Here is a 25,755-nt window from a genome sequence, read left to right on the forward strand (position 1 = left end):
AACGCTGCGCCATTATCTCGAAAGTCGTGATGGTGGGCGTAGGAAGGTTCGAACTTCCGACCCCTGCGATGTCAACACAGTGCTCTACCACTGAGCTATACGCCCACTCATCCTACGGCCCCGGGGTCAGGGCAGGGCGGCGCTTTAGCGAGCCTTCACCATGCGCGCAAGGCAAAATGAACCACTAAAACTGGGCGTGCACCCGCTCGTCCAGAATGCGCTCCACCTCAAGCACGAGATCGCGCAGATGAAAGGGTTTGGACAGCACTTTTGCATGCGGCTGTTCGCGGCTGGCCTTGAGCGTCACGGCCGCGAATCCGGTGATGAACATGACCTTCGTATCGGGGCTGATCTCGTTGCATCGCTGCGCCAGCTCGATACCGTCCATCTCCGGCATTACGATATCCGAAAGCAGCAGATCATATTGCCGACTTTCGAGCAAGGGTACCGCACTCGTGCCGCGATCGACGGAATCGACCTCATATCCTGCAGCCACCAGCGCACGCTCCAGATAGGTGCGCATCGCATTGTCGTCTTCCGCGAGCAGAATCGCCTGTGGCTGGGAGTGGCTCATATCGGGCGGTGTAACCTGCATCGTTTAAAAAATCATGTAGTCCGACAACCACCCGACGCTTGGAGCCATGACCAGACTGCCGGACGGCGGGCTGTTCATTGCGAATGCGGTTGTAGGCTGGCTTTGCACCTCTTACCCTATGGTCGGTACGATTGCGCGAGATCTGGTTTGAACGAGAGGTCCTTCGGGAAATACCCGCCTGGTCAGTCCGGTGGAAGCATCCCCGGTATTGATGGCAGTCATGCTTACACGCTAACGCGGGGTGGGCGTGACGCGCCTCCGATATTGCTCGCGATTCCGCATGATGGCCAATTCTACCCTGACGACGTTCTGCAGAGGCTGCGCAAGCCGGAACAACGCCTTCGGCTTGAGGACCGCCATGTCGGCCTGGTTGCGGACCTCGTGTCAGCGAGTACGCAGCTGAGCGTTCTGCGGGCTCATGCGCCACGCGCAATGATCGACCTCAATCGATCCACGAAGGACATCGACTGGACGATGGTTTCGGGCGCCGGCGCAACACGGGGCCGAGCGTCGCTTGCCACCTATCGGGCACGCAACGGTCTGGGACTCGTTCCGCGTCGCATTTCCGGACTCGGTGAAATCTGGCGCGAGCCACTTCGCCACGAGGAGCTGCAGCACCGCATCGAAACGATTTACCGACCCTACCACGACGCGCTTCAATGCGAGCTGGAGCGGCTCCGCGATCAGCACGGCGTGGCCCTCCTTCTTGATCTGCACTCCATGCCGCCACTGCGACCGGCTCGATCGGACGGGCCGGCGGCGGAGTTTGTGGTGGGAGACCGCTTCGGAGCTACGTGCGACGCAGCGTTGGCCGACTCCGTTATGGCTCACCTGCGGACCAAGGGCCGAACCGTATCGCACAATCGCCCGTATTCGGGCGGCTATGTCCTTGAGCGGTACGGACAGCCGCGACGGGGAATTCACGCCATACAGCTGGAACTCTGCCGCGGAATGTACCTCGACAGCCGACTTGTGGAGCCAAGTGCCAGATTGCCCGTGGTTGCTCGCCTCGTCGAAGGCATTGTATGGAGCTTGGGGGAAGAATTACGTTTTCTCGGCCGAGGCTGGTCTGCCCAGGCGGCCGAATAAAAAACCACCCCGCGTCGAAAGACACAGGGTGGCCAAGGTTCAGGGAGGAAATGCACTCACGTGCATTGTCGGGCAGGCAATGAGGGGGTGCGCCGCCCGACAGATCGAAAATGGTTTCGTGAATCCGAAAATTCAAGAGTGCGCGCGCGAATATTGGCCACCATTCCGGCGCAACTGAAGCCCGCTTAACCGACGTTTCCCGAGATTGGATCGACCGCTTGCGCGATCAGGGCGCTTCCTTCTCCGGAAAGCGATTGATCATGCGACGAGAGCGCAAGTGCGCACTCGCCGGGCTTCAACGTCTCCCCGGCGAGATGAATCTCTCCACCGTAAGGTATAACGAGCGCCGGACCCTCATGCAGAGGGGATGGGAAGGGCGAGGTGTCCTTTTTCCAGAGATAAAGCGTAAAGTGGGGCGATTTTACAACGGGCCCTGCCGCGTTCGTGACCCGGGATTTCAGCTGTTCGGGATACGGTAGGCCTGAGGCAACTTGCATTCCCTGGTCGAGATGCAACTCGCGCGGTCTCCCGTAGTCGTACAGGCGGAAGGTGATGTCGCTATTCTGCTGCACTTCGATAAGGCTGACGCCCGCACCAATTGCATGGACGGTACCGGCCGGGATGTAGAACACATCGCCCGCTTCGACGCGGTGCCAGCTAAGCAGGTCGAGAATTGATCCGTCGAGTGCCGAACGGCGCATCCCATCCGGGTCCACCTTGTTCTCGAATCCCGCCGCGATCTCAGCTCCAGGTTCGGCATCGATAATGACCCAGCATTCACTTTTCCCGGTCTTGCCGAGCCCCATGCTGCGGACTTGCTGGTCGTTCGGATGGGCCTGGACCGAAAGCCGCTCGCTCGTGAAGATATATTTGACCAGAAGGGCGTCGAGCTCGGGGGGCGGCTCGAACCAGATTTCCCCAATTCGGCTCTGTGGTGCGTGCGCGAAGAAGGACGGAAGGCGTTCGACTCCCCAGATCTTCTCCACAAATCGTTGGGGTAGCTTCCGGATCATGTGCCCGAACACCGCTTCGCTTCGCCCACCCGCTGCACTGCATCGCGCGAGACGACGAGGACGTCGTCGCCATCAACCACAACCACGATATTGTCGGCGCCTACGACCGTCACATGCGGCCCATCGCTATCGATCATCGTCCCAGACGATCCGATGATCTCACCCGGACCTACGACGACATTGTCCTGGGTCCCGGAACCGCGTTGCTCAACTAGCGCATCCCAGTTTCCGATATCGGACCAGCCCATGGATACATCGACCATGGCGGCGCGTTGCGTATTTTCCATTACCGCGTAATCGACTGATTCCTTCTCGACTTTCGCGAATTCTGCCGCTTCTGGTCTGATAGTTTCACCATCTCGATTACCCCGTTCAAAAGCAGTCGAAACGGCTGCAAAGATTTCCGGGCGATGGGTTTCGAGTTCGGCAAGATAGGTGCACGCCTTGAAGGCGAATATTCCGCCATTCCACGCATAGTTCCCGTCGGCCAGAAATGTGATCGCTCGTTCCATGTCGGGCTTCTCGACAAAACTGTGGACGCGAAAACCATCACCGACGGCTTCGCCTCTGCGAATATAGCCATAGCCTGTTTCCGGGCTGGTGGCGGCAATGCCGAAAGACACCATCCAGTCATCGCGGGCCAGCGTCGCAGCGGAACGCGCCGCAGATCGGAAGGCGTCCGGGTCAACAATATGGTGATCGCTCGGACAAACGAGCATGATTTGATCGGGATCTAGGGCAAGGGCGGCAAGCGCTATGGCAGGCGCCGTATTCCGTCCCATCGGTTCGACGATGAAGAGCGGATCTCCTGGGACATCTGCCGCTTGCGCTCGTGCAAACTCAAGGTGCTGCTCTCCGATGACGATAGTCGGCGGATCGAACATCTCATGGTCCGAGCAGCGATCGAGAGTGGACTGGAAGAGCGTCCTGTCCCCGAGCAGCGGCAGAAACGGCTTGGGTTTCGAGGCACGGCTGCGCGGCCACAAACGGGTTCCGTTTCCTCCGCAAAGGATGACGGGCACGATTTTCGGCAAAGACTGCTCCAGGGTTTTGAGTGAGTGCTTACACGGTCAGACCGATCAGATGACGAAAGGCTGAATTGCTGAAAGCGCGCTCGCGCTTCCTGGGTCTAATTTCCGTCGTCTCGTGTTGCAAGGCTTTGACCGATGAAACCGAGCGACCAATCGGCCTTCCCCATCTTGCCAGCGGTGCGCGCCGCTTCAATCTTTTTCACTTCAGCCTCGATGAACTCGATTCGTTCGTCCCATCCGTCATGCGTCCGCTTGCGGAAGATCCAGCCGCCGTGGCGGGGACCCCATTGGCGCATGAACCGGATTGCGGCTTTCGGGTCATATCCGGCATTGACCAGCAACCAGGGCATCAGGCGATCGGCATCGCGCTCGGTCAGCCGAACCAACCGACGCTTGCGGCCCGTCTCTTCCAGATAGTCGAGATGGCCGAGCAGATTATGCGCCATCTCATGCGCGACCATCGCCGCGAATTCATCTTCGGCGTAGCCGAAGCCTGGAAAATCCTCGCCCACCAGTACGCGATCACCATCGGCGCTCGCCTTGGAGGAGGAGGTGAGCAATTCGAATCGCGATGCGCAGGATTCGACAGGTTCGAGCACTGCCTCGCGCAGCATCCCGGCTGCGTCGCGCCATGTCAGGCGCACCGGGCCTAGTTGCAACTGCTGGTCGAGGTACTCACGGATTTCCTGGCTTCGTTTCCAGGCCGGATCGGTCGGTTGCCAGGTTTCGGCGATAGCTTTGCCCGCGATGGCCACGAGCGTATCGTTGACGCGCAGCCCAGCGCGCGAGGCAGGCGAGCCGGGGGCGACCGACTGCACAGCAAGGTCACCGCTCAAATTGAATAGAGCGCGCACAGCCCGCGGATCGCCATATGCTGCGGCATCGTGCACCAGCATTCCCGTTGCCGGAACACGCGCATCGCAGAACTCGGCGTTGGCAACCGCCAGCCGGTATCCGACCCGGAAGAGGAGGTCTTCGCGATGCTGGAATATCTGCAGGGGCGACTGGGTCTCGGTCTCCGGCCTCTCGTCTTGTCCAACGGCAGGAGAGGGGGCAGCAAAAAAGGCGGCCGAGACCAGCCCGGCCGCCCCTAGAAATGCTGACTGCTTACGCAGCGGGCGCGCCTTCAACGCCATTGAGCTGCGCCTGTGGCTTGGGCGCGGTGCCCTGGTTTGCCTGTCGCGCGAAGAGCACGCGCATCTGTTCGAGCGAGAAGAGGTGCGCGAAAATGAGCTGGAGCAGGCCGCTCTCGTTCCACTTGCGCAGCTGATCGCCGCGCAGCTCGCGCAGCTTCTCGGCGTTCACCATCTGGAATCCGCGATAGATGAAAGGCTTGTCCTCGTCGGGACGCTGGATCGCGACTTCGCCATCCATCAGCAAATCGGCATCCTTCAGTTCTTTCATGAAGGCCTGGGTGCGCTGGCCGGCCTGCTCGAAGCTCTCGCAGAACTGCAGGATGGTCTTCGTCGCCTCGCTGGGCTCCTTACCGTCGAAGAAGGCATCCCCATCCTCGAACTCGCCCACAGAATCGGCAGTCGGGTCGAAGCATAGCGACAGCTCTTCGGCGTCCGGGCGCAGCCGCGCGAGCATGAAAGGATAGCGACGGATGTAGGCGGGAAGGTAGACCGGCTCGGTGACCTTGCCGGTTTCGTCGACGAAGGTGTTCACCCCTTCATTGAGCGCGAACAACGCCAGGGGCAGGGCGTTCTCGCCTGCGGAAAACACGATCGGAAGCTGGCGCTGAGCCTGGACGAATTCGTCCACGGTCAACGGCACGGCATGCTGCTTGGAAAGCCACGGAGCAAGATCGACGGGCCGGGTCTTGAGATCGGCGTGATCATTGCTGTTGAGCGGCATGAGATCGTTGTAGAACAGGGGCAGGTTCGGCTGCGGCGCGCTGGCCATGGAAACTCTCCGATAGACGGTGGGATGTAACGGGCGTGTCTGGCACGCGCGTGAAGCGCTGCGCTTTAAGCGGTTGGACCGGCTTTCGCAAGCGGCACCAGCTTGCCCGGATTTAGCAATCCCTGCGGGTCGAGCGCCTGCTTGACCTTGCGCATGAGATCCAGCGCAACCGGATCGCCAAGCCGACCCAGCTCATCCCGCTTCATCTGGCCAATCCCGTGTTCGGCGCTGATCGAGCCATCATAGCGGGTAACGAGATCATGTACGAAAGCGCTGATCCGTTTACCTGCCTGTGCTTCCCATTCCCCGCGAGTCGCGCCTTCCGGGGCGAGGACGTGGAAATGGATATTACCGTCGCCCAAGTGACCGAATCCGACCGCCGTCGTGCCCGGAAAGCGGGCTTCGATCTCGAGGGAGGCCTCTTCCACAAAGCGAGCCATGCGCGCGACCGGCACCGAAATATCGTGCTGCATGGCGGGTCCGATAGCGCGTTCGGCAGGGGCGATCGAATCGCGCATCAGCCAGAAATCATCCGCCTGGCTTTCATTCGCTGCGATCGCTGCATCTTCCAGGAGACCGGCCTCGATCGCGTCTGCGAGCATGGTTTCCGCCATGTCCCGAAGCCGGTCTTCCTCGCCCCGCTCGGCGACCAGTTCGATAAGCGCATGCCATGCATGTTCGCTGGTCAGCGGTGACCTGGCATCGGGGAGGTGGGCGAGGACCGACTGGAGGCAATGCTTTGGCAAGACCTCGAAACCTTCGAGCTTGTCGCCAGCCTGCTTCTCGCAATGTAGGAGCAGTTCGCGCGCCGCCGAGATCGAGGGCAGACCGGCCCAGGCAACCACGCGGCCGCCGATCTCCGGCAGGAGGCGCAAGGTCGCGGCGGTAACGATACCCAGCGTGCCTTCCGACCCGATCAGCATCTGCTTCAGGTCGAAACCGCGATTGTCCTTTTTTAGCGGAGTCAGCGAATCGAACACCGATCCGTCGGCCAGGACCGCCTCGATGCCCAGCACCTGCGCGCGCATCGTCCCATGCCGCAAAACCTGCGTGCCGCCGGCATTGGTCGAAATAAGCCCCCCGATCGTGGCCGAGCCCTTTCCGCCCAGTGTCAGCGGGAAACGAAGCCGTTCTCCTTCGGCGGCCTCATGCAGGGTCTGGAGAATGACTCCGGCCTCGCAGGTAATTTCCCGAGCGTCGACGTCGATGGTGCGGATCGCATCCATCCTGCGCAGTGACAGGATCACAGCCTCGCCGCTGTTGTCGGGAGTGGCGCCGCCCGACATCCCGCTGTTTCCGCCCTGGGGCACGATCGGCACCCCATGCGCGGCACACAGCTTCACGAGCGCTGCCACCTCCGACACGTCGGCAGGCGAAGCGAGACCGACCGCCTTACCCGTATAGCGACCGCGCCAATCGGTCAGCCAGGGATCGACCAGTTCCGGATCGTGGGTGAAACCGCGCGGCCCCAGGAGGTCGGCAGCGGCCTGTGCGAAGGAATTGTCGTTGGGCATTGCGGCGTCCTTGCCACATCTGCTCACGCAATTTCCACTCCCTTGCCATGGCAGGAGGATCAATTAAGCGGATATTCAAACGGATCGGGGCAAGGACCGCCCACCACCGAACTGCAGGTGCCTGCTATCCTGCCGGAAAGAGGAACGGACCTACCAGCGCCGATGCCACTTGTTTCTGCCTTGCTGTCTCTCCTTCTGCCGCTCGCAACTCCTGCGAACGGTGGGGACATGGATGCGGCTGGCGAGCGGCATGGAAAGCCGGCAGGCCCGCTCGCACCGATGTCTTTGTCTGACCGGCCGCCCGACTGGCGCGATCTTTCCAGGGAAGTCCGCGCGCCCGTTGCCAATCAGGTCCGGATCGAGCGGCGTGTGATCTTGCGCATCAGTCCGCAGCCCGGCCGCACGCGCGGCAGCAACCTGCTCGCTCAACTGCCGAGCCAGGCGACGCCGACGCGGCTGGTGGAGCAGTCGATGACGCAATGTCTTCCTGCCAACAATATCGTCGGTGTGTCCGACAACGGCAGCAGGCTCATCATTTACATGCGCGATCGCAGCCTGATATCCGCGCAGCTCGAAAAGGCCTGCAGCCCGCGCGACTTCTACCTTGGCTTCTACGTCGAGCGGAATGCGGACGGGCAGCTTTGCGCCGATCGGGACCGGCTGCTTTCGCGTGCCGGGGCGAAGTGTCGCATTTCCGAACTCAACCGTCTCGTTGCAGTGAGGCCACGCGACTAGGCCAGCCGGCACCCAACCGGTCCGTCATCCTTGACTTATTCGCCCTATCGGGCAAAGGGCGCGACCAGCCGTTTTGCGCGATCTGTCGTGCTTTTCACCGGCACTCCATCCAGGGATACATTCGACGCGCATGACATTTGCCGATCTCGGCCTTTCCAAGGACCTGCTGAAGGCGGTCGAAGAGGCCGGCTACACCGAGCCGACCGATATCCAGCGCGAGGCGATACCGCCCGTGCTGATGATGAAAGATATCATCGGTATCGCCCAGACGGGCACCGGCAAGACCGCCAGCTTCGTCCTGCCGATGATCGATATCATGGCAAGTGGCCGGCGGCGCGCGCTCATGCCGCGATCCCTGATCCTCGAGCCGACCCGTGAGCTAGCGGCACAGGTTGCGGAGAACTTCGAGAAGTACGGCAAGAACCACGATCTCAAGATGGCGCTCCTGATCGGCGGCGTACAGATGGGTGACCAGGTCAAGGCGCTGAACGAGGGCGTCGACGTGCTGATCGCGACGCCGGGGCGCCTCATGGACCTGTTCGAGCGCGGCAAGATCCTGCTCAATGGCTGCGAGCTGCTGGTCATCGACGAGGCAGACCGGATGCTCGACATGGGCTTCATCCCGGACATCGAGTTCATCTGCGACAAACTGCCCGAGACGCGGCAGACCATGCTTTTCTCGGCCACGATGCCCCCGCCGATCGAGAAGCTGGCGAAGAAATTCCTCAGCAATCCCAAACGGATCGAAGTCAGCCGGGCGGCGACGACCAACAAAGACATTACCGCTTTCAAGGTTCCGGTGAAAAGCCGCCAGAAGCGCGAGACGCTGCGCTGGCTGCTGCGCAACGACCTGGTCGAAACCGCGATCATCTTTGCCAATCGCAAGACCACCGTGCGCGAGCTCAACAAGAGCCTGCAGAGCCACGGTTTCGCATCGAGCGAAATTCACGGCGACATGGACCAGTCGAGCCGGTTGAAGGAACTCGATCGCTTCAAGAAGGGCGAGGTCAATATCCTCGTCGCTTCCGACGTCGCCGCACGCGGGCTGGACATCAAGGGCGTCAGTCACGTGTTCAACTTCGATACGCCCTGGCACCCTGATGATTACGTTCACCGGATCGGGCGCACCGGTCGCGCGGGGGCGAAGGGGCGGGCGTTCACCTTCGTCGCCGAAGACGATGCCGAAGCCATCGAGAATGTCGAAAAGCTCACCGGCGCCAAGATTGACGTGTTCGGCAAGAAGGACGTGCGTGTCGCGCTGAAAGAGCCCGAGCAACAGCAGGCCGAGAGCGATGGCGCCGAGCCACAGCGCGAAGAGCAGAGCGAGAAACGCAAGCGTTCAAAGCGGGGTGAGGGCAAGAGCGAGCCGAAGGCTTCCGCACCCAGGGCCGCTGCCAAAGAACCCCGCAAGACCGGGCGCAAATCCGACCGCCAGCCCGATTCCGCACAGACGTCCGACGCGGCGGGCGAGTGGAACGGCCCCAAGCCGGGATTCCTCGACATATCGGCTGTGTAGCCTTGGTTCACGCTCGATTTACTTTAATCGAGCATTGAGCCGTTTCGCGACCCTTGGTGCATTGAGTCGCGGATGATGAAGCAGCGCAAGCCGCGCTGGCGATGGACACAGGCCCGGGGGAATTCGACGTGGACATTTCCGAGCCCTACGCCAGCGCTGGGACCGAGAATTTCGACGTCTGCGTATTCGGCCTCGGCTATATCGGTCTGCCGACAGCATCGGTAATCGCGTCAGCGGGTCTTCGGGTTTGCGGGGTGGATACTTCCGCCCGCGTGGTGGAAACCATCAATCGCGGCGCCATCCACATCGAGGAAAAGGACCTCGACCAACTGGTCGAGCGGGTCGTCAAACAGGACATGCTTGTCGCCTCGCACGAAGCGGCTGCAGCCAAGTTTCACGTCATTGCCGTTCCTACTCCGCTGGGGGACGACAGGCAGCCCGGGCTCGCCAGCGTGATGAGCGCGGCCGAAACCATCGCGCCCCGGCTGCGCCCCGGCGATTGCGTGATCCTCGAGTCGACTTCGCCGGTCGGCACCACCGAGCGGATCGCACAGCTGATCGCTCGGCTTCGACCCGACCTTGGCGTTCCGGGCAGTACCCACGGGCCGGCGGATATCGCGATCGCCTATTGTCCCGAACGCGTGCTCCCCGGCAAGATCCTCGCCGAGCTGCGTTCGAACGACCGCGTGATCGGTGGTATGACCCCCGCATGCGCAATCGCTGCCAAGCGCCTTTATGCGCAATTCGTGCTGGGGGTGTGTTTCGATACGAACGCCGCCGCCGCCGAGATGGTCAAGCTGGTCGAGAACAGCTTCCGCGACGTGAACATCGCTTTCGCCAACGAATTGTCGTTGGTCGCGGACCGCTTCGGGATCAACGTCTGGGAGGTCATTCGCCTCGCCAACCGCCACCCGCGGGTTAACATTCTGCAGCCGGGACCGGGAGTGGGCGGCCACTGCATCGCGGTCGATCCGTGGTTTCTCGTCGCTGCGGCTCCCGAGGAAACGCCGCTGATCCGGACGGCGCGGGAAGTGAACCTCAACAAGACCGAGCATGTTGTTGCGCGACTGCTGGCGATGGCTTCCGGCGAAAGCGATGCGAAGATCGCGGTGCTCGGCCTGGCCTTCAAACCCGATATCGACGATTTGCGCGAAAGCCCGGCGATGGAAGTCGCCAACCGTCTGGCAACCGAGTTCGGCAGTCGGCTGATGATCGTCGAACCCTTCGTCGACGAGCTTCCCGAGCGTCTCGCAGAGACCGGCGCCAGCCTGTGCGACTTGCCGTCGGCGCTGGCGGAGGCCGATATCCATGCCATCCTCGTCGACCACACGGATTTCAAGCATTTGACCTTGCGCGATTTCGCCGGGAAGCAGGTGTATGACACGCGCGGCCTGCTGGAGGCATGAGTATTCGCCCGAAGATCTTCGTTACTTTTGGGACGCGGCCAGAAGCGATCAAGATGTTCCCGGTCGTGCATGCCCTGCGCGAAGGCGGCTGGTGTGACGCGCAAGTGGTGGTCACGGCGCAGCACCGCGAAATGCTGGACCAGGTGATGGCGATTGCCGGCCTGACACCCGATATCGATCTCGACCTGATGCAACACGGCCAGAGCCTCGATGCGCTGGCATCGCGTATCCTGCTGAATTTCGGTGAGGTTCTGGACCGCGAGAAGCCGGATCGGGTCCTTGTCCATGGCGATACGCTGACAACGATGATGGTCACGCTGGCGTGTTATTTCCGCAAAATCCCGGTCGGCCATGTCGAAGCCGGGCTACGCAGCGGCGATATTTACTCGCCCTGGCCAGAAGAGGTAAACCGCCGCGTCACTGGCACCGTCGCCGACTTGCATTTCGCCCCGACCGACATCGCGGCCGGTGCCTTGATTGCTGAAAACACCGCGCGCGATGCCGTGTTCGTTACAGGCAATACGGTGATCGATGCGCTGCTTGCCACGCGTGACAAGCTGAGGGTGAATCCTGACCTCGCGGCCGAGATCGATCGCGTGCTCGACGGTTTTGCTGGCAAGCGCATCATCGCTGTGACTGCACATCGCCGCGAGAATTTCGGCGCCGGCATGCAGAACATTGCTGCCGGCTTGCGCAAACTGGCCGAGCGCGACGATATTGCCATCGTCTACCCGGTGCACCCCAATCCGAATGTGGAGGGCGTCATGCGCGAGGCGCTGGCGGGGTGCGGAAACATCGCACTCATCGCACCGCTCGACTATCCCAATTTCGTGCGGATGATGTCGCGTGCGGAGATCATCCTCACCGACAGCGGCGGCATTCAGGAAGAGGCGCCTAGCCTTGGCAAACCGGTTCTCGTCATGCGCGACACGACTGAAAGACCCGAAGGCATCGCGGCAGGCACCGCCCGGCTGGTGGGCGCGGAAACCAACGCGATCGTGGCGGAAACGGTGCGGCTGCTGGATGACCGGGAAGCATATGAGGCCGTCGCTCGTGCGCACAATCCCTATGGTGATGGAACCGCAGCGCGACAAATCGCCGCTATCATAGCCCGTCATCACGGCGCTGAGTGGAAGGGGCCGGCCGACTAGGCACCGGCGTTTACGAGGTCTTCACCCAAATATGGCATTCCCTGCCATGTGACAGATCTGTTTGATCCAATGCTGGCCTTCGTGCGCGACATTGCGATGTATTTCGCGGTATTCGCTGCGCTTGCCCTGATCGTAAAGCGGCGCTCGATTTTCGCTGCTTATCAGCGGTGCCGTACGGAAGCGCGAACCAATATGGGCCTGGCCGCACTCAATGCGCTGGTCCTCGTTCCGCTGACCGCAGTGCCTGTCGCGACACTCGCCATGTTGCTTGACGGCAGGGTCTGGTTCGAGAGCTTCTGGGATCGCCTGCCAGCGATCGCGGTCGTCGTCGCGGCAATCTGCGTCGTCGATCTGGCGGCCTATTGGCGGCACCGCCTGGAACACAGCGCCAGCCTGTGGCGCTATCACGCCACGCATCACGCCGATACGGCGCTCCACTGGCTGTCAGTTCAACGCAAGCATCCAATCGCGAAGTTCCTTTCGCTGATGCTCGACATGTCGCTGGTGCTGCTGCTCGGTTTTCCGTTGTGGGCAATATTTACGGCGATGCTGTTGCGCAGCTGGTGGGGGTATTTCATCCATGCCGATGTTCCCTGGACTCTCGGCATTCTCGGCCAGATCATGATTTCTCCCGCCGCTCACCGCCTTCATCACATCCGCGACGAACAGCTGATGGGGACCAATTTCGGCAACACCATCACCCTGTGGGACAAGCTGTTCGGGACGTGGTGCGATCCTGCGCCCTATGTCGATTGCGAGACGGGGATCGAGGAAGGCACGCGCGGTTTCTGGGGAGAGCTCAAGCGTCCGTGGGAGGAACGCTATCGAGTGCGCGAGCCGCAAGATAGCGCGGCGCCCGAAAAGGCCGCCGTCTGAGGGCTCAGTCGGCCAGCTTCACGAAGCTGTCCAAAACCCGTTTCTCGCCAGCTTTCTCAAATTCGATCGCGAGCTTATTCCCTTCCTGATCGGTTACCGTGCCGTAGCCGAACTTGTCGTGGAACACGCGCGCACCGATGGCGATGTCGCTCCGCGGCTTCGCTGCGAAGCTCGCCGCGCTGCGACCTGGCTCGGCGATGCGTTTGGGCGTCGCGTCATAGCCGCTCGATAGCGCTCTCTGCCAGCCCGGTCCGCGGGCAGTGGACCGGTCCGGCCGGCTGGTTGAAACATGCGCGAAGGGATCTTCGGTCTCGGTCCAATTTGCGCGCCAAAGCGACGCACCGCCCGTCATAGTCGTCTCCCGCTCGATCGTCTCCTCGGGCAATTCGTCGATGAAACGGCTGGGGATCGAACTCGTCCACTGGCCATAGATCCGCCGGTTTGCCGCGTGGAAGATCGAGCATCGCCGCTTGGCCCGCGTAATAGCGACATAGGCCAGACGGCGCTCTTCCTCGAGACTGGCGAGGCCGCCTTCATCCAGCGCGCGCTGGCTGGGGAACACGCCTTCTTCCCAACCGGGCAGGAAGACGTGGTCGAATTCCAGCCCCTTCGCCGCATGCATGGTCATGATGGTGAGCTTTTCGCCATCGTCGCGTGCATCATTGTCCATCACCAGGCTGACATGCTCGAGAAAGTCGGTCAGGCTTTCGTAGTCCTCCATCGCCCGGGCAAGTTCGGAAAGGTTTTCGAGCCGTCCTGCGCTTTCAGCGCTGCGATCTTTCTGGAGCATCTCCTCGTAGCCGCTTTCCGCGACGACCAAGCGCAAGAGCTCGGAGGGCGTAACCTTCTCGGCTTGCTCGCGCCAGTGCACGAACTGCGCGAGCAGTCCCGTCAGCGTATTTCGCGCGCGGGCCGGCAGCTCGTCGCTGTCCGCGAGGTCGAGCGATGCCGCGGCCAGCGGCATCTGCATGCGCCGAGCATGGCGGCGCATGGCCTCCAGTGTCTTCGCTCCTAGTCCGCGCTTTGGCTGGTTATAGATGCGCTCGAAGGCCAGATCGTCCGCCGGCTGCTCGATCACGCGCAGATAGGCGAGTGCATCGCGGATTTCGGCGCGCTCATAAAAGCGGAAGCCGCCGACGATGCGATAATTGAGGCCGATCTGGATGAAGCGGTCCTCGAACTCTCGCGTCTGGTACTGGGCACGAACCAGAATGGCCACTTCGTCGAGCGAAGCGCCTTCCGATTCCAGCCGCTCGATTTCCTCGCCGACGCGGCGTGCCTCTTCGGGGCCGTCCCACACGCCGATCACGCGGACTTTTTCGCCAGCGGGAAGTTCGGTCCACAGCGTCTTGCCAAGCCGTTCGCTGTTCGCATCTATCAATCCCGATGCCGCAGCCAGAATCTGCGGCGTAGAGCGATAATTCTGCTCCAGCTTGATGACTGCCGCGCCCGGAAAATCCTTCTCGAATTTCAGGATATTGGCGACTTCCGCTCCGCGCCAGGAATAGATCGACTGGTCGTCGTCGCCGACGACGCAGATGTTCTTGCGATCCTGTGCCAGCAGGCGGAGCCAAAGATACTGGACCTGGTTGGTGTCCTGATATTCGTCGACGAGGATGTATTTGAAGCGCCGCTGATATTGCTCGAGTATATCGCGGTGCTGGCGGAAGATGTTGAGCATGTGCAGCAACAGGTCGCCGAAATCGCAGGCGTTGAGGGCCTGCAGTCGCTCCTGGTAGAGCTTGTAGAACTTAGTGCCGAGGCCGTTGGCATAGGCCTCGTTCTCGGCGGCATCGAGATCGCCAGGATTGAGCCCGCGGTTCTTCCAGCGATCAATCAGCCCCGCCAGCTGCCTTGCCGGCCAGCGTTTCTCGTCGAGCTCGTTCTGCTGGATCAGCTGCTTGAGCAGTCGTAGCTGATCGTCTGTGTCGATGATCGAATAATTGCTCTGCAAGCCGACCAGCTCAGCGTGACGCCGCAGCATTCGCGCGCCGATCGAATGGAAAGTGCCAAGCCAGGGCATGCCTTCGACGGCATCCCCGATGTGACGTCCAACACGCTCGCGCATCTCGCGCGCTGCCTTGTTGGTGAAGGTCACGCACAGGATTTCTGATGGCCACGCGCGCCGGGTTGCGATGAGATGTGCAAGCCGCGCGGTAAGTGCCGCGGTCTTGCCCGTCCCCGCACCTGCCAGCATCAACACCGGGCCTTCGGTCGTCAGCACGGCTTCGCGCTGCGGCGCATTGAGCATTGCCGCATAGGCCGGGACGTCGCCGCCAGGGGCCGCCGGGGAGGGTTCGGGGAGGTTGGTCATGCGCCTTTCGGAACAGGTAGGGAACGCAGAGCGTCAGCACAAGCCTCGGGTCGCGACGGTCTCGGAACAACTTCGGCGACTTCTTCGTAGTGTGGTCATGTTCGAAGCTGAAATTGGAGAGAAATCAATGCGCAATCTGATTATGGCAGGTGCTGCAGCCCTCGCTTTTGTGGCTGCGCCCGCGATCGCCGACGATCATATGGAAGCCGAAGCTTACATGATGACCGACGCGCAGGAAGCCGACTTCATGACGTGGACCGACGACAAGCGGATGACGTACAAGGCGTGGCCGATCGCTGCGCAAGAATACTACTGGACACTGACCGACGCGCAGAAGGAGGGCTGGTGGATGCTCACCGATCCCCAGCGCGTCCGGATCGTGGAAATGACGCCGGCCCAGCGCTCCGCTGCGTGGACGCAGATTTCTGCGCAGATCAACGGTAGCGCCACGACGCCCGCCGCGACCGCAACGACGACGACCAGCAGTAACATCCGGTTCGTCCGCAACGAGCGCGTGCAGGCCACCCCCGGCGATCAGGGCCCGCCGACTGGCGACCTGCCGATCTGCTCGCCCAATCAGCAGGATAACTGCATCAATTCCTGGGAAGCGCGCGGTACTGGCACGAAGCCGCTCGATTATTGGCCGGGTCGTCCCGCAAGCCAGATGGACTGACAATAACGGTTCGTCACGCAGCCAGCTTTAGGCTGGCGCAGACACAGAAAGGGGCAGGTTCGCGTTAGCGGGTCTGCCCTTTTTCTAGGCTATCTGCCGTTCGCCTCATTTTTGCCACGTATCCCGACAGTGCGTTTTCGCGGGAAGACAGGCGAGCGGCGCCGCTCTTGTCATAGGGGCGGTTTAAGCTAATCAGAGTATCCGACGCAGGGAAAAAACGGGTCGCGTTCGTCGCGCATGTCAAACTTCCAAGGAAGAGTACATGCGAAAGACATTCTGGTATATTCTCGGTGGCCAACTGGCCACCATCTCCATCCCCGCATTCGCGCAGGATGTCGGCGACGATGGGGCAGCGCCCCCTGCCGATGCCCAACCGTCAGCACCCATGATGACGCCCGACCAGATGGCTACGGTCGACACCTGGCCTGCGGATCAGCAGGCGCAATTCCGGCAGTGGCCAGGCGAGGTCCAGACCTATTTCTGGTCGCTCGCGCCTGAGCGGCAGGATGTGTTCTGGCGTCTGACGGATGGCGACAAGGTCGCACTCGCGAGCATGGACGAGGCGGGACAGGCTGCGGCCTGGGCCAGGATTGACGCCCAGCTCGCTAACCCGCCCGAGACCGCTCCCGTCGATAATCCGCCGATGCCGTCCGAAGATTCGCCCGCGGCGGCTCCGGTCGATGATACGACAATGCCGCCAGAGGATTCCTCCGCCGCTGCCGATCCTGCCGCAGAAGACGGCTATGACGATAGCGGAGTGGAGGATGAGGCTCCCGAAGTCCCCGAGCCCATGGGTCGCGCTTAGGGTTGCCTCACGCCGCGTCGGGTGCGAGCCGAAGGAGCGAGAGGCGAGCTTTCCCGACGCGGCGATCCACTACACATTCGAGCAGTCTTACCGCCGGCTCCTCCTTCGCGCCTGTCTCCAGCGCGATCCAGGTTGCGGGACCGATCCAGCCAAGGCGCAGCATGCGGTCGAGCGCGACTTCGCCAGCGCCCGTGTCATAGGGTGGGTCGAGCAGGATCAAATCGTGCGCCGTCTTTGCGGGAGCCAGGCTCATCACCGAGCCTGCCTGTACGGTCGCTCGCGATTTTGCACCAAGCGCCTCGACATTGGTGCGGATAGCCTTGATGGCAGCCGCGTCCTGTTCGACGAACAGACAGGCCGCCGCACCGCGCGAGAGCGCTTCTAGACCGAGCGCGCCGGATCCGGCGAATAGGTCCGCTACGTGCAATCCCTCGAAACTGCCCAGACGGCTGGCGAGCATGTTGAAAAGCGTTTCGCGCGTACGGTCCGCGGTGGGGCGCGTCGCTTCTCCGGGCGGCGCAACGAGCCTGCGCCCCCGCCAGTCGCCGGCAATTATCCTCATTGCCGACCGCCGCGTGCCAGTTCGCGCTTGAAGCCCTCGACATCGCCGCGCTTGATCTCGGCCACCTGGCCGCGCGGCAGGTCGCCGATGTGGAAGGGGCCATAGCCGATGCGCAGCAGACGGTTCACCTCCAGCCCGAGATGCTCGAGCACCCGGCGCACTTCGCGGTTCTTGCCTTCGCGCAACGTCAGCTCGATCCAGCGATTGCGACCCGATCCGCGTTCCAGATTGGCTTCGATCCGTCCGTAGCGCACGCCATCGACCTCGACTCCCTCGACGAGTTCGTCGAGCTGCGCCTGGCTCACGTCGCCGAAGGCACGTGCACGATAGGTCCGAGGCACGCCATAGGACGGCAGCTCCATCGCCCGCTTCATCTCGCCATCATTGGTGAGAAGCAACAGCCCCTCGGTATTGTAGTCGAGCCGCCCTACTGGCATCACCCGACCGGCATCCTTCGGCAGGGCGTTGCGCAGGGCCGTGTAAATGGTTGCTCGGCCCTTGGGATCATGTTCGGTCGTGAGCATACCGGCAGGCTTGTGGAAGGCGAACAGCCGCGTATTCTCTGCCTTTCCGACCGGTTTTCCGTCCACCGTCACGCCGCGCAGGCTGTCCAGTTTCACGGCTGGCGTATCGAGCACCTTGCCGTTGATCGCCACGCGCCCGTCGGCGATCATGCGCTCGACCTCGCGCCGGCTGGCGACCCCTGCGCGCGCGAGCAGCTTGGCGATGCGGTCGCCGGCTTCTGGTAGTCGGTTGTCGGACATGGCGCGCGGGTTAAGCCCTCAGTTCGCGGCGCGCAAGGCTTCCTCGACCGTCTCGTGATAGCGCCGTATGCCGCCCTCCATCGTACCGAGGCTCAGGTGCGGCACCGCGCCCGTGGCCAGGCCCTGCTGGCCTAATTCGGCGGCGCGGAAATCCTCCCCTGCAAACACGCCGCCGTCGAGTAGCGCCCAGCTGCGCTCCCAATGGTTGCGCGCCTTATCTGTGCTCGGATGCTCTGGAATAAGCATGAAATCCTCGACCAGCGTGCGATCGTGTGCCTGCGGCATCATCACCATCACATTGATGTAATCCGGGCTGGGAATGATTAGCGCGCCGGGAAGGAGCTGATATGCATATGTGACGACCCGGCGCAGCGCCGCCATGTCTTCGAGGTCAACGCCTTCCATTTCCTCCAGCCGGCCGACCGCGCTGCGCGAGTGCGGACCGATCATGTCGCCGCTGGTCGCGCCGTCCTTGAAAAACGGGCCGATGGTCTGCGCGTGCAGCCGCGTGACATGGTAGCTTTCGAGAAACGCATCCATGATGAGCTTCCAATTGCCCGCCACCTCATGGGTCTTGCGACGGAACAGCACGTGATCTCCCATTCCGAGCGCGTCGAAATCCTCGCCCAGCTTTCTGGCAAGAGCGAAGTCGGCGGTCTGCTCCTGTGGGCAGAACCAGATGAGGCCGCCCGTCTCGCAGGATGGCAGCTCGACGAGGCCGTAGTCCGCCTTGTCGAGGCCGGGGAAGGTATCGGGGCGGGGAAGGGCCAGCAAACGCCCGTCCACAGCATAAGTCCACGCGTGATAGGGACACACGAGCTTCCTGGTGCACTGGACTTCGCCGCCCTCGACCAGCCGAGTTCCGCGATGGCGGCAGACATTGAGAAAGACGTGGGTCTTTCCGTCACTGCCGCGCGTGATCAGTAGAGGGCGGCCGGTGGCATCATGCGGCACAGCCATGCCAGGATCCGGCAACAGCGCAGACGGGCACAGAATCTGCGGCATGCGGTCATAGATAGCCGCTTTTTCGCGCTCCCAGTAGGCCGGGTCGGTATAGACCGAGGCGGGCACGGTGCTTGGTTCTGCCACGTCGCGTTTGCGATCTTCGGCGATGTCCCTCGCCAGGGCGAGCATCCCTGCTGTCGGCCGGCGTTCAGGCTGGGTCTTTGTCGGAACGTCCACGACGCTTTCCTTTCTCTCTCCAGCGGCTAGTGTCGCAAGAAATCCCCATAATTGAAAGGACGGGTGCGCATGGCCGAAAACGCCGAGACGAAGAAGGTATCAGCCTGGCGCGTGCTGGGAATGGCGCTCGGCAATCGGAAGACCGGCTTCATGCTCCTGTTCGGCTTCGCGAGCGGGCTGCCGTTCGCCCTGTTCCTCGGCACGCTTTTCGCATGGCTGACCGAGGCTGAGGTCGATCTCGAGACGATGGGCATCTTTTCGCTTATCGGGCTGGCTTATGCCTTCCAGTTTCTCTGGTCGCCGCTGATCGACAAGGTCGACATTCCCGTGCTGCGGCGCCTCGGCAGGCGCAAGCAGTGGATCGTGCCGATGCAATTGCTGCTCGGCGCCATTCTCGTCACCATGAGCCTGCTGGAACCGCGCACACAGCTCGGCATGTTCTCGTTATTGGCGGGCATTGGCGCTCTGGCCAGCGCGACACAGGACATCGCGATCAATGCATGGCGCATCGACGTGGCGGACGAGGTCGCGACGATCGATATCCTGTCCACCGTCTACCAGATGGGTTTCCGGCTGTCCTCGCTGGTGGGTGGGGCGCTGGGCCTGATCATCGCGGCCCGGATTGGCTGGCCCGAAACGTACATGCTGATGGGCGGCATGCTTCTGGCAGTCGGCTTTGTGGGTCTTTGGGCACCCAATGCGGCTGGCGCGGCGGAGCTGTCTCAAGGCGATGAGCAGGTACGGGCCTTGCGCAAGGCAGGTGAGTTGAACCCGCAGATCCGCAACCGCGCGTTGGCCCTGGTTGGCTTGCTTTGGGCCGGGGCGATCGGCGTCGTCCTCACCTTCATGGTCATGTCGATGACCTATGCGCCTGAAGATCGCCCGAATCCGACCGAGTTCACGGTCAATATCGGGCCATGGATCATCGTGGCCACGATCATTCTTCCCGCGCTGATCGCCGGCTGGCTTGCATCGCAGAAGAAGCAGGGGCGGCACCTGCTGGCAGACGATGCCCCTGCGGTTTCGGGCGGGTCCTACGCGCTCGATCACCTTTACCGTGCGCTTGTGCTGCCGCTGGTCGAATTTGTCGGACGGATGGGCTGGTCGCTGGTGCTGATCCTGGCGGTCGTGCTGACCTATCGTATCTGCGACGCAATCTGGGGCACCTTTGCATATCCCTTCTACCTAGGCGAGCTGCAGTACACGAACGACGATGTGGCCTTCGCTTCGAAGTTCTTCGGTGTGGGCGCGATCATCGCAGGGCTGGCGCTGGGGGGGCTGCTGCTGACGACGATCGGGCGCATGGCAACATTGCTGATCGGCGGTATTCTCGCAGCGCTCACCAATCTTCTTTACGCCGACATGGCCGTGGGCGGCCACAACATGGCTGCCTTCAGCGAGGCGATCGGCTTTACCTATCTGATCAGCCAGGTGCCGGGCATCGGCGACGCCGATCTGGCCAAGCTGACGATCACCATCGCTTTTGAGAACCTCGCGATCGGGATCGCCGGGGCGGCCTATGTGGCCTGGCTGTCGTCGATCGTGTCGAAGAAATTCAGCGCGGTGCAATATGCGCTGCTGTCGTCACTGACGCTGCTCGTCGGTACGCTTGGCCGCGGGGCACTTGGCGAGATGATCGAGAACCAGGGCTATTTCGACGTCTTCATCCTGACCACATGGATCGGCCTCGCCGCGGCGGTGCTCGTGTGCATGGAGTGGTATCGCGAACGGCGCAGCAGGAATGCCGGGATCGTGGCGCCGGAAGCGGGCGAGGGGAAAGCGGTGCCCGCGGAGTGATCAGTCCGGCAATTCGCGGTTGAGGCGCAAAACCTCGCCGGCGAGATAGAGCGAGCCGGAGACGAGCACCGGGAGCCCGTCGTCAGGCAGGCTGGCAAGTGCCGCGGGCACATCCGCGGCCATCCTGGCTGTCGCGCCGAAGGCTTCGGCAGGATGCGCGTCATGCCCGGGAACGGGAACCGCCGTCAGGCTTGCAATCGCGTCGGCGAGCGGGCCGGTCAGTGCCGACGGGTCCTTCGCATCGAGCATTCCGATCACGAGATGGAGCCGCTCCCCTTGAAAATGCTTGGCCAGCATTTCCCCTGCAGAGGGATTGTGCCCCCCGTCGAGCCAGATTTCGCGATCGCCGGTTAGCGGGCCGGGTGTGAGCCGTTGCAGGCGAGCCGGCCATCGAGCTCCAGTGATGCCGGTAGCGAACGCGTCGCGTGACACGGAAATGTAGTCCTGATGACGCAGCATGGCGATGGCAAGCGCGGCGTTTTCTGCCTGGTGCGGCCCTGGCATGGTGGGCAAAGGCAGTGCGAGTTCGCCGTGCCGATCGGCATAGTGCAGGCCCGTGGGCGTCGCGCTCATCGACCACTCCGCGCCCCTCATGGCGATAGGCGCGCCCATGCGCATGGCTGCCGCCTTGATCTCCGCTTCGGCGGCGTCGGGATAGGATAGCGTGACAAGCGAGGCACCCTGTTTCGTGATGCCTGCCTTCTCGAAGGCGATGCGGGCGAGGGGGACCGTGGGCACACCGGCTTCGGGTGCCAGCAGGAAGCGCTCGTGATCGATGCCCAGCGCGGCGATGGCGCAAGCGGCCGGTTGTTCGAGCACATTGGTTGCATCAAAGCGCCCGCCAAGGCCGACCTCGACCACGCAGGCATCGGCCGGAACGCGCGCGAATTCGGCGAAAGCGGCGGCGACGGTGACTTCGAAGAAGCTCGGGTTCAGGTCCTCACCTGCATCGAGGACCTGTTCGAGGACCTCGGCCAGCCGATCATCAGAAATCAGCTCGCCGGCGACACGTATGCGCTCGTTGTAGCGCACGAGATGCGGGCTCGTGGTGACATGGACCGTATTACCCTCGGCCTCGAGCATCGCGCGCAGGAAAGCGCAGGTCGATCCCTTGCCGTTGGTTCCTGCCACATGGAAAGTCGGGGGCAGGCGTCTGTGCGGATGTCCCAGCCGTTCGAGCAGCGCGCGGATCGTATCGAGACCGAGCCGGCCCTCCGGCACCGACAGCGCAGCCAGCCGGTCGAGCTGGCGCTGGACTGCCGGACTGTCGGAGCGGGCGAAATCCCGCATGACGGGCCTCAGGCAGCCTCGGCAGGTGCCAGATAGTCGAGCAGCGTCGCCAGCGTCTCCTTCAGGTCGTGGCGGTGCACGACCATGTCGACCATGCCATGCTTGTGGAGGTACTCGGCGCGCTGGAAGCCGTCGGGCAATTGCTCGCGGATGGTGTCCTGGATCACACGCTGGCCGGCGAAGCCGATCAGAGCACCAGGCTCTGCAATGTGGATGTCGCCGAGCATTGCATAGCTCGCCGTGACGCCGCCGGTGGTCGGGTCGGTCAGAAGCACGATGTAGGGGAGGCCCGCCTCTTTCAGGCGGCGCGTCATCACGGTGGCCTTGGGCATTTGCATGAGGCTGAGAATGCCCTCCTGCATGCGCGCCCCACCAGCTGCGGTGACCACGATATAGGGCGCGCGGCGAGTCAGCGCGCGCTCGGCGCCCTGGCAGAAGGCAGTGCCGACAGCCATGCCCATCGATCCGCCCATGAAGGTGAAGTCCTGAACGCCGACGACCGCCGGTTTGCCCTCGATCGCGCCGGAGCCGACGATGAAGGCATCCTTGTGCGGGCTCTTGGCGCGGGCCTTCTTGAGGCGGTCGGTGTACTTCATAGAGTCGCGAAACTTGAGCGGGTCTTCTTTCACTTCGGGCACCGGAAGCACCTCGTAGCCCGCGTCGAGCAGCTGGCGCAGGCGCTCGTCCGCGCCGATACGGCCGTGATGATCACAACGCGGGCAGACGTAGGCGTTCTCCTCGTATTCCTGCGCGAAGACCATCTGCTGGCAGCTGGGGCACTTGACCCACAGATCCTTGTCGGTGGTGCGCTTGGAGAGCGAGGTGATCGAATTGCGGACGCGGGTGAACCAGTTCATGCTTTTTCTTCTTTCCGAGGGGCCCTTGCCGCCGAATGGACGGCCTTGGCAAGCCCTGCGGTGAGCTCGCGCAGCCTGGCCGGAGCATCGGCGCCGTGATCGCCGACCAGTTCGACCAGCGCGCTCCCCACCACGACGCCATCCGCCACCTGTGCGATGGCGGCCGCTTGGTCCGGTGTTCTCACGCCGAAGCCGACCGCGACCGGCAAGTCCGTCTGCCGTTTGATGCGGCTGACGTTCTTGGCGATATCGGCGACGAGAGCGCTTTGCTTCCCGGTGATCCCTGCCACGCTGACATAGTAGAGGAAGCCCCCGCATCCTCTCAGGACCGCCGGCAAGCGCTCGTCGTCGGTCGTCGGAGTGGAGAGGTAGATGAGGTCGAGGCCCCGAGCGCGCAGTGCGGGACCGAGATCGGCGTCCTCTTCCGGTGCAAGATCGACGCAGATGACGCCGTCGACGCCGGCATCCTTCGCGGCGGAGGCGAACCACTCCGGCCCGCGCCGGATCATCGGATTGGCATAGCCCATCAGCACCAGCGGGACATCGGGATGGCGCGCACGGAACTCGGTCGCGATGCGCAGCACATCGGCAGTGGTCGTCCCTGCACCGAGCGAGCGGATGTTGGCCTTCTGGATCGCCGGGCCATCGGCCATGGGATCGGTGAAGGGCATCCCCAGCTCGATCACATCCGCGCCTCCCTCGACCAGCGCGTCGAGATTGGCCGCCGTGTCGCCGTCGCCTGCAGTGACGAAGCAGACGAGCGCGGGGTGGTTCTTGGCGAAGGCGGAGGAGAGGCGATTCGAGGTGGTCATAGGGTCAGGTTCGTTCATCTAACTCGGCGGAAGTCTGAGACATGGACCGCATGTTACACTGTCCAGGGAGGAAAAACGGGTGGTGGGCGAGCGGGATGATTTCGGTCTGGAGGAGGTAAGAAAGAGGCGGCGGTTCATGCGCTTCTCTTTGCACGGTTATCGGGGTGTAGGACAGGATCTATCGGTATCCAGGGAGACGTGACGACAAAGCCCCCTCACCTTCAGGGGAGGGGGTTGGGGGAGGGGAAACCATCTCGTCCATGACCAAGCCAAGCTGCTGAAGCACCCCTTCCATGTTGGACATCACATCGGAATTCGAGAACCTTATCACCCTGTATCCCTGCTCTTCCAGAAACCGACTTCGTTGCATGTCATAACTTTCGCGCCCAGCATGCGTATCCCCATCAATTTCGATGACCAGTTTGGGATGGTTCGCGGCGAAATCGACTATAAATTTTCCGACTACCTTTTGCCTGCGAAACTTTACGCCCCGAAATCTGGCGGCTCGCAATTCCAGCCACATCCGCATTTCCGGCTCTGGCATGTTCTCTCGCATTTTCCGCGCTTTTTTGAGCGAGTCAGCGTCTCTCATTCCCCTCTCCCAACCCTCTCCCCTTAAGGGGAGAGGGCTAGATTTCCACTCCCAACCGTTCCGCCACGGTAAAGATGTCTTTGTCTCCGCGCCCGCACAAATTGGCGAGGATTACGCTGTCCTTTGGCATGTCCTTCGCGCGCTTGGCCACGGCCGCGATGGCGTGGCTCGGTTCGAGCGCGGGGATGATGCCCTCGGTGCGGCAGAGCAGCTGGAAAGCTTCCAGCGCTTCCTCGTCGGTGATCGCGGTATATTCGACGCGGCCCGTATCCTTCAGCCAGGCATGTTCGGGGCCGATGCCGGGATAGTCCAATCCGGCGCTGATCGAGTGGCCCTCGGTGATCTGGCCGTCCTCGTCTTGCAGCAGGTAGGTCTTGTTGCCGTGGAGCACGCCGGGGAAGCCGCCGAGCAGGCTTGCCGCGTGCTCGTCGCCGTCGAGGCCGTGGCCCGCTGCTTCGACGCCGAGCATCTTGACGTCCGGATCGTCGAGGAACGGGTGGAAGAGACCGAGTGCGTTGGAGCCGCCGCCGATGGCTGCCACCAGCAGGTCGGGCCGACGGCCGATGCGGTCCTGCATCTGTGCCCGGGCTTCCTTGCCGATCACGCTCTGGAAATCACGCACCAGCTCGGGATAGGGGTGCGGCCCGGCGGCGGTGCCGATGATGTAGAAGGTGTCGTGGACGTTCGCGACCCAGTCGCGCAGCCCTTCGTTCATCGCGTCCTTCAGCGTGCCGCGACCGCTGGTGACCGGCACGACTTCGGCGCCGAGCAGCTTCATGCGGAAGACATTGGGCGACTGCCGCCGCACGTCCTCCGCGCCCATGTAGATGACGCAGGGCAGACCGAAGCGCGCGCAGACGGTGGCGGTGGCGACGCCGTGCTGGCCCGCGCCAGTCTCCGCGATGATGCGCGTCTTGCCCATACGGATCGCGAGCAGGATCTGCCCGATGCAATTGTTGATCTTGTGCGCGCCGGTGTGATTGAGCTCGTCGCGCTTGAACCAGACTTGTGCCCCGCCGAGCGCCTCGGTCAGCCGCTCCGCGAAATAGAGGGGGGAAGGACGGCCGACGTAATGTTCGAGCAAATCGTCGAACTCGCGCTGGAACTCGGGATCGGCCTGCGCCGCGCGATACTCGCGCTCCAGGTCGAGCACCAGCGGCATCAGCGTCTCGGCGACATAGCGGCCACCGTAATCGCCGAAATGCCCGCGTTCGTCTGGCTGGTTGCGGAAGGAGTTGGGAGTCGATTCAGTCATTGTCCAATCCATGCCGTTGGC

At 62.6% G+C, this 25,755-nt stretch carries 24 protein-coding genes and 1 tRNA gene; 9 read left to right on the plus strand and 16 right to left on the minus strand.

Annotated features, from left to right (window positions below; translation table 11 throughout):
• Nucleotides 1-30 precede the first annotated feature (30 nt).
• Both P8Q88_RS03740 and cpdR read right to left on the minus strand, forming a co-directional pair.
• Nucleotides 31-105: transfer RNA gene (locus P8Q88_RS03740), tRNA-Val, on the minus strand.
• Between the two features lie 79 nt (nucleotides 106-184).
• Complete coding sequence (cpdR, locus tag P8Q88_RS03745; RefSeq protein WP_278322479.1) at nucleotides 185-595, minus strand: cell cycle two-component system response regulator CpdR; 411 nt, start codon at nucleotides 593-595, stop codon at nucleotides 185-187.
• Between cpdR and P8Q88_RS03750 the strand changes: the two genes are divergently transcribed.
• Entirely contained in the window at nucleotides 566-1,684 is a 1,119-nt protein-coding gene (locus tag P8Q88_RS03750; protein WP_278322480.1) for an N-formylglutamate amidohydrolase, read from the plus strand. The two genes, cpdR and P8Q88_RS03750, sit on opposite strands and share 30 nt — an antisense overlap.
• Nucleotides 1,685-1,869: 185 nt before the next feature.
• Here P8Q88_RS03750 and P8Q88_RS03755 read toward each other — a convergent pair whose 3' ends face one another.
• The 5 genes from P8Q88_RS03755 to P8Q88_RS03775 form a co-directional block, all read right to left on the minus strand.
• Complete coding sequence (locus P8Q88_RS03755; RefSeq protein WP_278322481.1) at nucleotides 1,870-2,697, minus strand: class I mannose-6-phosphate isomerase; 828 nt, start codon at nucleotides 2,695-2,697, stop codon at nucleotides 1,870-1,872.
• On the minus strand, nucleotides 2,694-3,719 hold the full coding sequence (locus P8Q88_RS03760; protein ID WP_347569002.1) for a mannose-1-phosphate guanylyltransferase: 1,026 nt from the start codon (nucleotides 3,717-3,719) through the stop codon (nucleotides 2,694-2,696). The genes P8Q88_RS03755 and P8Q88_RS03760 overlap by 4 nt, the downstream gene beginning before the upstream one ends.
• 107 nt (nucleotides 3,720-3,826) lie before the next feature.
• Nucleotides 3,827-4,864: a PDZ domain-containing protein gene (locus P8Q88_RS03765; RefSeq protein WP_278322483.1), complete on the minus strand. Its 1,038-nt coding sequence runs from the start codon at nucleotides 4,862-4,864 to the stop codon at nucleotides 3,827-3,829.
• On the minus strand, nucleotides 4,836-5,633 hold the full coding sequence (locus tag P8Q88_RS03770; protein WP_278322484.1) for a SapC family protein: 798 nt from the start codon (nucleotides 5,631-5,633) through the stop codon (nucleotides 4,836-4,838). The genes P8Q88_RS03765 and P8Q88_RS03770 overlap by 29 nt, the downstream gene beginning before the upstream one ends.
• Before the next feature lie 65 nt (nucleotides 5,634-5,698).
• A complete protein-coding gene (locus tag P8Q88_RS03775; protein WP_278322485.1) occupies nucleotides 5,699-7,147 on the minus strand; it encodes an FAD-binding oxidoreductase in 1,449 nt (482 codons plus the stop codon).
• A gap of 228 nt (nucleotides 7,148-7,375) precedes the next feature.
• Here P8Q88_RS03775 and P8Q88_RS03780 point away from each other — a divergent pair, with 228 nt between their 5' ends.
• The 5 genes from P8Q88_RS03780 to P8Q88_RS03800 all read left to right on the plus strand — a co-directional run bounded on the left by P8Q88_RS03780 (nucleotide 7,376) and on the right by P8Q88_RS03800 (nucleotide 12,831).
• Entirely contained in the window at nucleotides 7,376-7,882 is a 507-nt protein-coding gene (locus tag P8Q88_RS03780) for a hypothetical protein (RefSeq protein ID WP_278322486.1), read from the plus strand.
• Nucleotides 7,883-8,012: 130 nt separating this feature from the next.
• Nucleotides 8,013-9,398 (plus strand): DEAD/DEAH box helicase, encoded by a 1,386-nt coding sequence (locus P8Q88_RS03785; protein ID WP_278322487.1) that lies wholly within the window; start codon nucleotides 8,013-8,015, stop codon nucleotides 9,396-9,398.
• Between the two features lie 128 nt (nucleotides 9,399-9,526).
• Nucleotides 9,527-10,804 (plus strand): UDP-N-acetyl-D-mannosamine dehydrogenase, encoded by a 1,278-nt coding sequence (gene wecC, locus P8Q88_RS03790; protein WP_278322488.1) that lies wholly within the window; start codon nucleotides 9,527-9,529, stop codon nucleotides 10,802-10,804.
• Nucleotides 10,801-11,955, plus strand: a complete 1,155-nt coding sequence (wecB, locus tag P8Q88_RS03795; RefSeq protein WP_278322489.1) for a non-hydrolyzing UDP-N-acetylglucosamine 2-epimerase — start codon at nucleotides 10,801-10,803, stop codon at nucleotides 11,953-11,955. Before wecC ends, wecB begins: the two co-directional genes overlap by 4 nt.
• A 48-nt stretch (nucleotides 11,956-12,003) precedes the next feature.
• A complete protein-coding gene (locus P8Q88_RS03800; RefSeq protein ID WP_278322490.1) occupies nucleotides 12,004-12,831 on the plus strand; it encodes a sterol desaturase family protein in 828 nt (275 codons plus the stop codon).
• A 4-nt stretch (nucleotides 12,832-12,835) separates the two neighbouring features.
• Here P8Q88_RS03800 and P8Q88_RS03805 read toward each other — a convergent pair whose 3' ends face one another.
• A complete protein-coding gene (locus tag P8Q88_RS03805; RefSeq protein WP_446532527.1) occupies nucleotides 12,836-15,145 on the minus strand; it encodes an ATP-dependent helicase in 2,310 nt (769 codons plus the stop codon).
• 127 nt (nucleotides 15,146-15,272) lie between these two features.
• Between P8Q88_RS03805 and P8Q88_RS03810 the strand changes: the two genes are divergently transcribed.
• Entirely contained in the window at nucleotides 15,273-15,818 is a 546-nt protein-coding gene (locus P8Q88_RS03810; RefSeq protein ID WP_278322491.1) for a hypothetical protein, read from the plus strand.
• Nucleotides 15,819-16,080: 262 nt separating this feature from the next.
• Nucleotides 16,081-16,623 (plus strand): hypothetical protein, encoded by a 543-nt coding sequence (locus P8Q88_RS03815; RefSeq protein ID WP_278322492.1) that lies wholly within the window; start codon nucleotides 16,081-16,083, stop codon nucleotides 16,621-16,623.
• A 7-nt stretch (nucleotides 16,624-16,630) separates the two neighbouring features.
• On the opposite strand, the gene rsmD is transcribed toward P8Q88_RS03815, so the two are convergent.
• Genes rsmD through P8Q88_RS03830 form a run of 3 tightly spaced genes read right to left on the minus strand, consistent with a single transcriptional unit; the run spans nucleotide 16,631 to nucleotide 19,131 of the window.
• Nucleotides 16,631-17,185, minus strand: a complete 555-nt coding sequence (gene rsmD / locus P8Q88_RS03820) for a 16S rRNA (guanine(966)-N(2))-methyltransferase RsmD (RefSeq protein WP_278322493.1) — start codon at nucleotides 17,183-17,185, stop codon at nucleotides 16,631-16,633.
• A complete protein-coding gene (locus tag P8Q88_RS03825) occupies nucleotides 17,182-17,949 on the minus strand; it encodes a pseudouridine synthase (protein ID WP_278322494.1) in 768 nt (255 codons plus the stop codon). The genes rsmD and P8Q88_RS03825 overlap by 4 nt, the downstream gene beginning before the upstream one ends.
• 18 nt (nucleotides 17,950-17,967) lie before the next feature.
• On the minus strand, nucleotides 17,968-19,131 hold the full coding sequence (locus P8Q88_RS03830) for an aromatic ring-hydroxylating oxygenase subunit alpha (RefSeq protein WP_278322495.1): 1,164 nt from the start codon (nucleotides 19,129-19,131) through the stop codon (nucleotides 17,968-17,970).
• A 69-nt stretch (nucleotides 19,132-19,200) separates the two neighbouring features.
• Here P8Q88_RS03830 and P8Q88_RS03835 point away from each other — a divergent pair, with 69 nt between their 5' ends.
• Complete coding sequence (locus P8Q88_RS03835) at nucleotides 19,201-20,928, plus strand: AmpG family muropeptide MFS transporter (RefSeq protein WP_278322496.1); 1,728 nt, start codon at nucleotides 19,201-19,203, stop codon at nucleotides 20,926-20,928.
• Here the strand turns inward: P8Q88_RS03835 and P8Q88_RS03840 are convergent, their stop codons facing one another.
• The 5 genes from P8Q88_RS03840 to trpB all read right to left on the minus strand — a co-directional run bounded on the left by P8Q88_RS03840 (nucleotide 20,929) and on the right by trpB (nucleotide 25,734).
• On the minus strand, nucleotides 20,929-22,218 hold the full coding sequence (locus P8Q88_RS03840) for a bifunctional folylpolyglutamate synthase/dihydrofolate synthase (RefSeq protein ID WP_278322497.1): 1,290 nt from the start codon (nucleotides 22,216-22,218) through the stop codon (nucleotides 20,929-20,931).
• A gap of 8 nt (nucleotides 22,219-22,226) precedes the next feature.
• Entirely contained in the window at nucleotides 22,227-23,075 is an 849-nt protein-coding gene (gene accD, locus P8Q88_RS03845; RefSeq protein ID WP_278322498.1) for an acetyl-CoA carboxylase, carboxyltransferase subunit beta, read from the minus strand.
• Entirely contained in the window at nucleotides 23,072-23,887 is an 816-nt protein-coding gene (trpA, locus tag P8Q88_RS03850; RefSeq protein WP_278322499.1) for a tryptophan synthase subunit alpha, read from the minus strand. The genes accD and trpA overlap by 4 nt, the downstream gene beginning before the upstream one ends.
• 178 nt (nucleotides 23,888-24,065) lie before the next feature.
• Nucleotides 24,066-24,479: an endonuclease domain-containing protein gene (locus P8Q88_RS03855; RefSeq protein ID WP_278322500.1), complete on the minus strand. Its 414-nt coding sequence runs from the start codon at nucleotides 24,477-24,479 to the stop codon at nucleotides 24,066-24,068.
• Between the two features lie 37 nt (nucleotides 24,480-24,516).
• Nucleotides 24,517-25,734, minus strand: coding sequence for a tryptophan synthase subunit beta (gene trpB, locus P8Q88_RS03860; protein ID WP_278322501.1), 1,218 nt, complete (start codon nucleotides 25,732-25,734; stop codon nucleotides 24,517-24,519).
• Between the last annotated feature and the right edge of the window lie 21 nt (nucleotides 25,735-25,755).

This window comes from Qipengyuania marincola (assembly GCF_029688625.1).
Lineage (GTDB): Bacteria > Pseudomonadota > Alphaproteobacteria > Sphingomonadales > Sphingomonadaceae > Qipengyuania.

What these genes read in the sequence shown, in the direction of transcription:
- cpdR (WP_278322479.1), bottom strand. Translation starts at nt 595, where the DNA reads ATGCAGGTTACACCGCCCGATATGAGCCACTCCCAGCCACAGGCGATT.
- P8Q88_RS03755 (WP_278322481.1), bottom strand. Translation starts at nt 2,697, where the DNA reads ATGATCCGGAAGCTACCCCAACGATTTGTGGAGAAGATCTGGGGAGTC.
- P8Q88_RS03765 (WP_278322483.1), bottom strand. Translation starts at nt 4,864, where the DNA reads ATGGCGTTGAAGGCGCGCCCGCTGCGTAAGCAGTCAGCATTTCTAGGG.
- P8Q88_RS03770 (WP_278322484.1), bottom strand. Translation starts at nt 5,633, where the DNA reads ATGGCCAGCGCGCCGCAGCCGAACCTGCCCCTGTTCTACAACGATCTC.
- P8Q88_RS03775 (WP_278322485.1), bottom strand. Translation starts at nt 7,147, where the DNA reads ATGCCCAACGACAATTCCTTCGCACAGGCCGCTGCCGACCTCCTGGGG.
- P8Q88_RS03780 (WP_278322486.1), top strand. Translation starts at nt 7,376, where the DNA reads ATGGATGCGGCTGGCGAGCGGCATGGAAAGCCGGCAGGCCCGCTCGCA.
- P8Q88_RS03785 (WP_278322487.1), top strand. Translation starts at nt 8,013, where the DNA reads ATGACATTTGCCGATCTCGGCCTTTCCAAGGACCTGCTGAAGGCGGTC.
- wecB (WP_278322489.1), top strand. Translation starts at nt 10,801, where the DNA reads ATGAGTATTCGCCCGAAGATCTTCGTTACTTTTGGGACGCGGCCAGAA.
- P8Q88_RS03805 (WP_446532527.1), bottom strand. Translation starts at nt 15,145, where the DNA reads ATGACCAACCTCCCCGAACCCTCCCCGGCGGCCCCTGGCGGCGACGTC.
- P8Q88_RS03810 (WP_278322491.1), top strand. Translation starts at nt 15,273, where the DNA reads ATGCGCAATCTGATTATGGCAGGTGCTGCAGCCCTCGCTTTTGTGGCT.
- P8Q88_RS03815 (WP_278322492.1), top strand. Translation starts at nt 16,081, where the DNA reads ATGCGAAAGACATTCTGGTATATTCTCGGTGGCCAACTGGCCACCATC.
- rsmD (WP_278322493.1), bottom strand. Translation starts at nt 17,185, where the DNA reads ATGAGGATAATTGCCGGCGACTGGCGGGGGCGCAGGCTCGTTGCGCCG.
- P8Q88_RS03825 (WP_278322494.1), bottom strand. Translation starts at nt 17,949, where the DNA reads ATGTCCGACAACCGACTACCAGAAGCCGGCGACCGCATCGCCAAGCTG.
- P8Q88_RS03835 (WP_278322496.1), top strand. Translation starts at nt 19,201, where the DNA reads ATGGCCGAAAACGCCGAGACGAAGAAGGTATCAGCCTGGCGCGTGCTG.
- P8Q88_RS03840 (WP_278322497.1), bottom strand. Translation starts at nt 22,218, where the DNA reads ATGCGGGATTTCGCCCGCTCCGACAGTCCGGCAGTCCAGCGCCAGCTC.
- accD (WP_278322498.1), bottom strand. Translation starts at nt 23,075, where the DNA reads ATGAACTGGTTCACCCGCGTCCGCAATTCGATCACCTCGCTCTCCAAG.
- trpA (WP_278322499.1), bottom strand. Translation starts at nt 23,887, where the DNA reads ATGACCACCTCGAATCGCCTCTCCTCCGCCTTCGCCAAGAACCACCCC.
- P8Q88_RS03855 (WP_278322500.1), bottom strand. Translation starts at nt 24,479, where the DNA reads ATGAGAGACGCTGACTCGCTCAAAAAAGCGCGGAAAATGCGAGAGAAC.
- trpB (WP_278322501.1), bottom strand. Translation starts at nt 25,734, where the DNA reads ATGACTGAATCGACTCCCAACTCCTTCCGCAACCAGCCAGACGAACGC.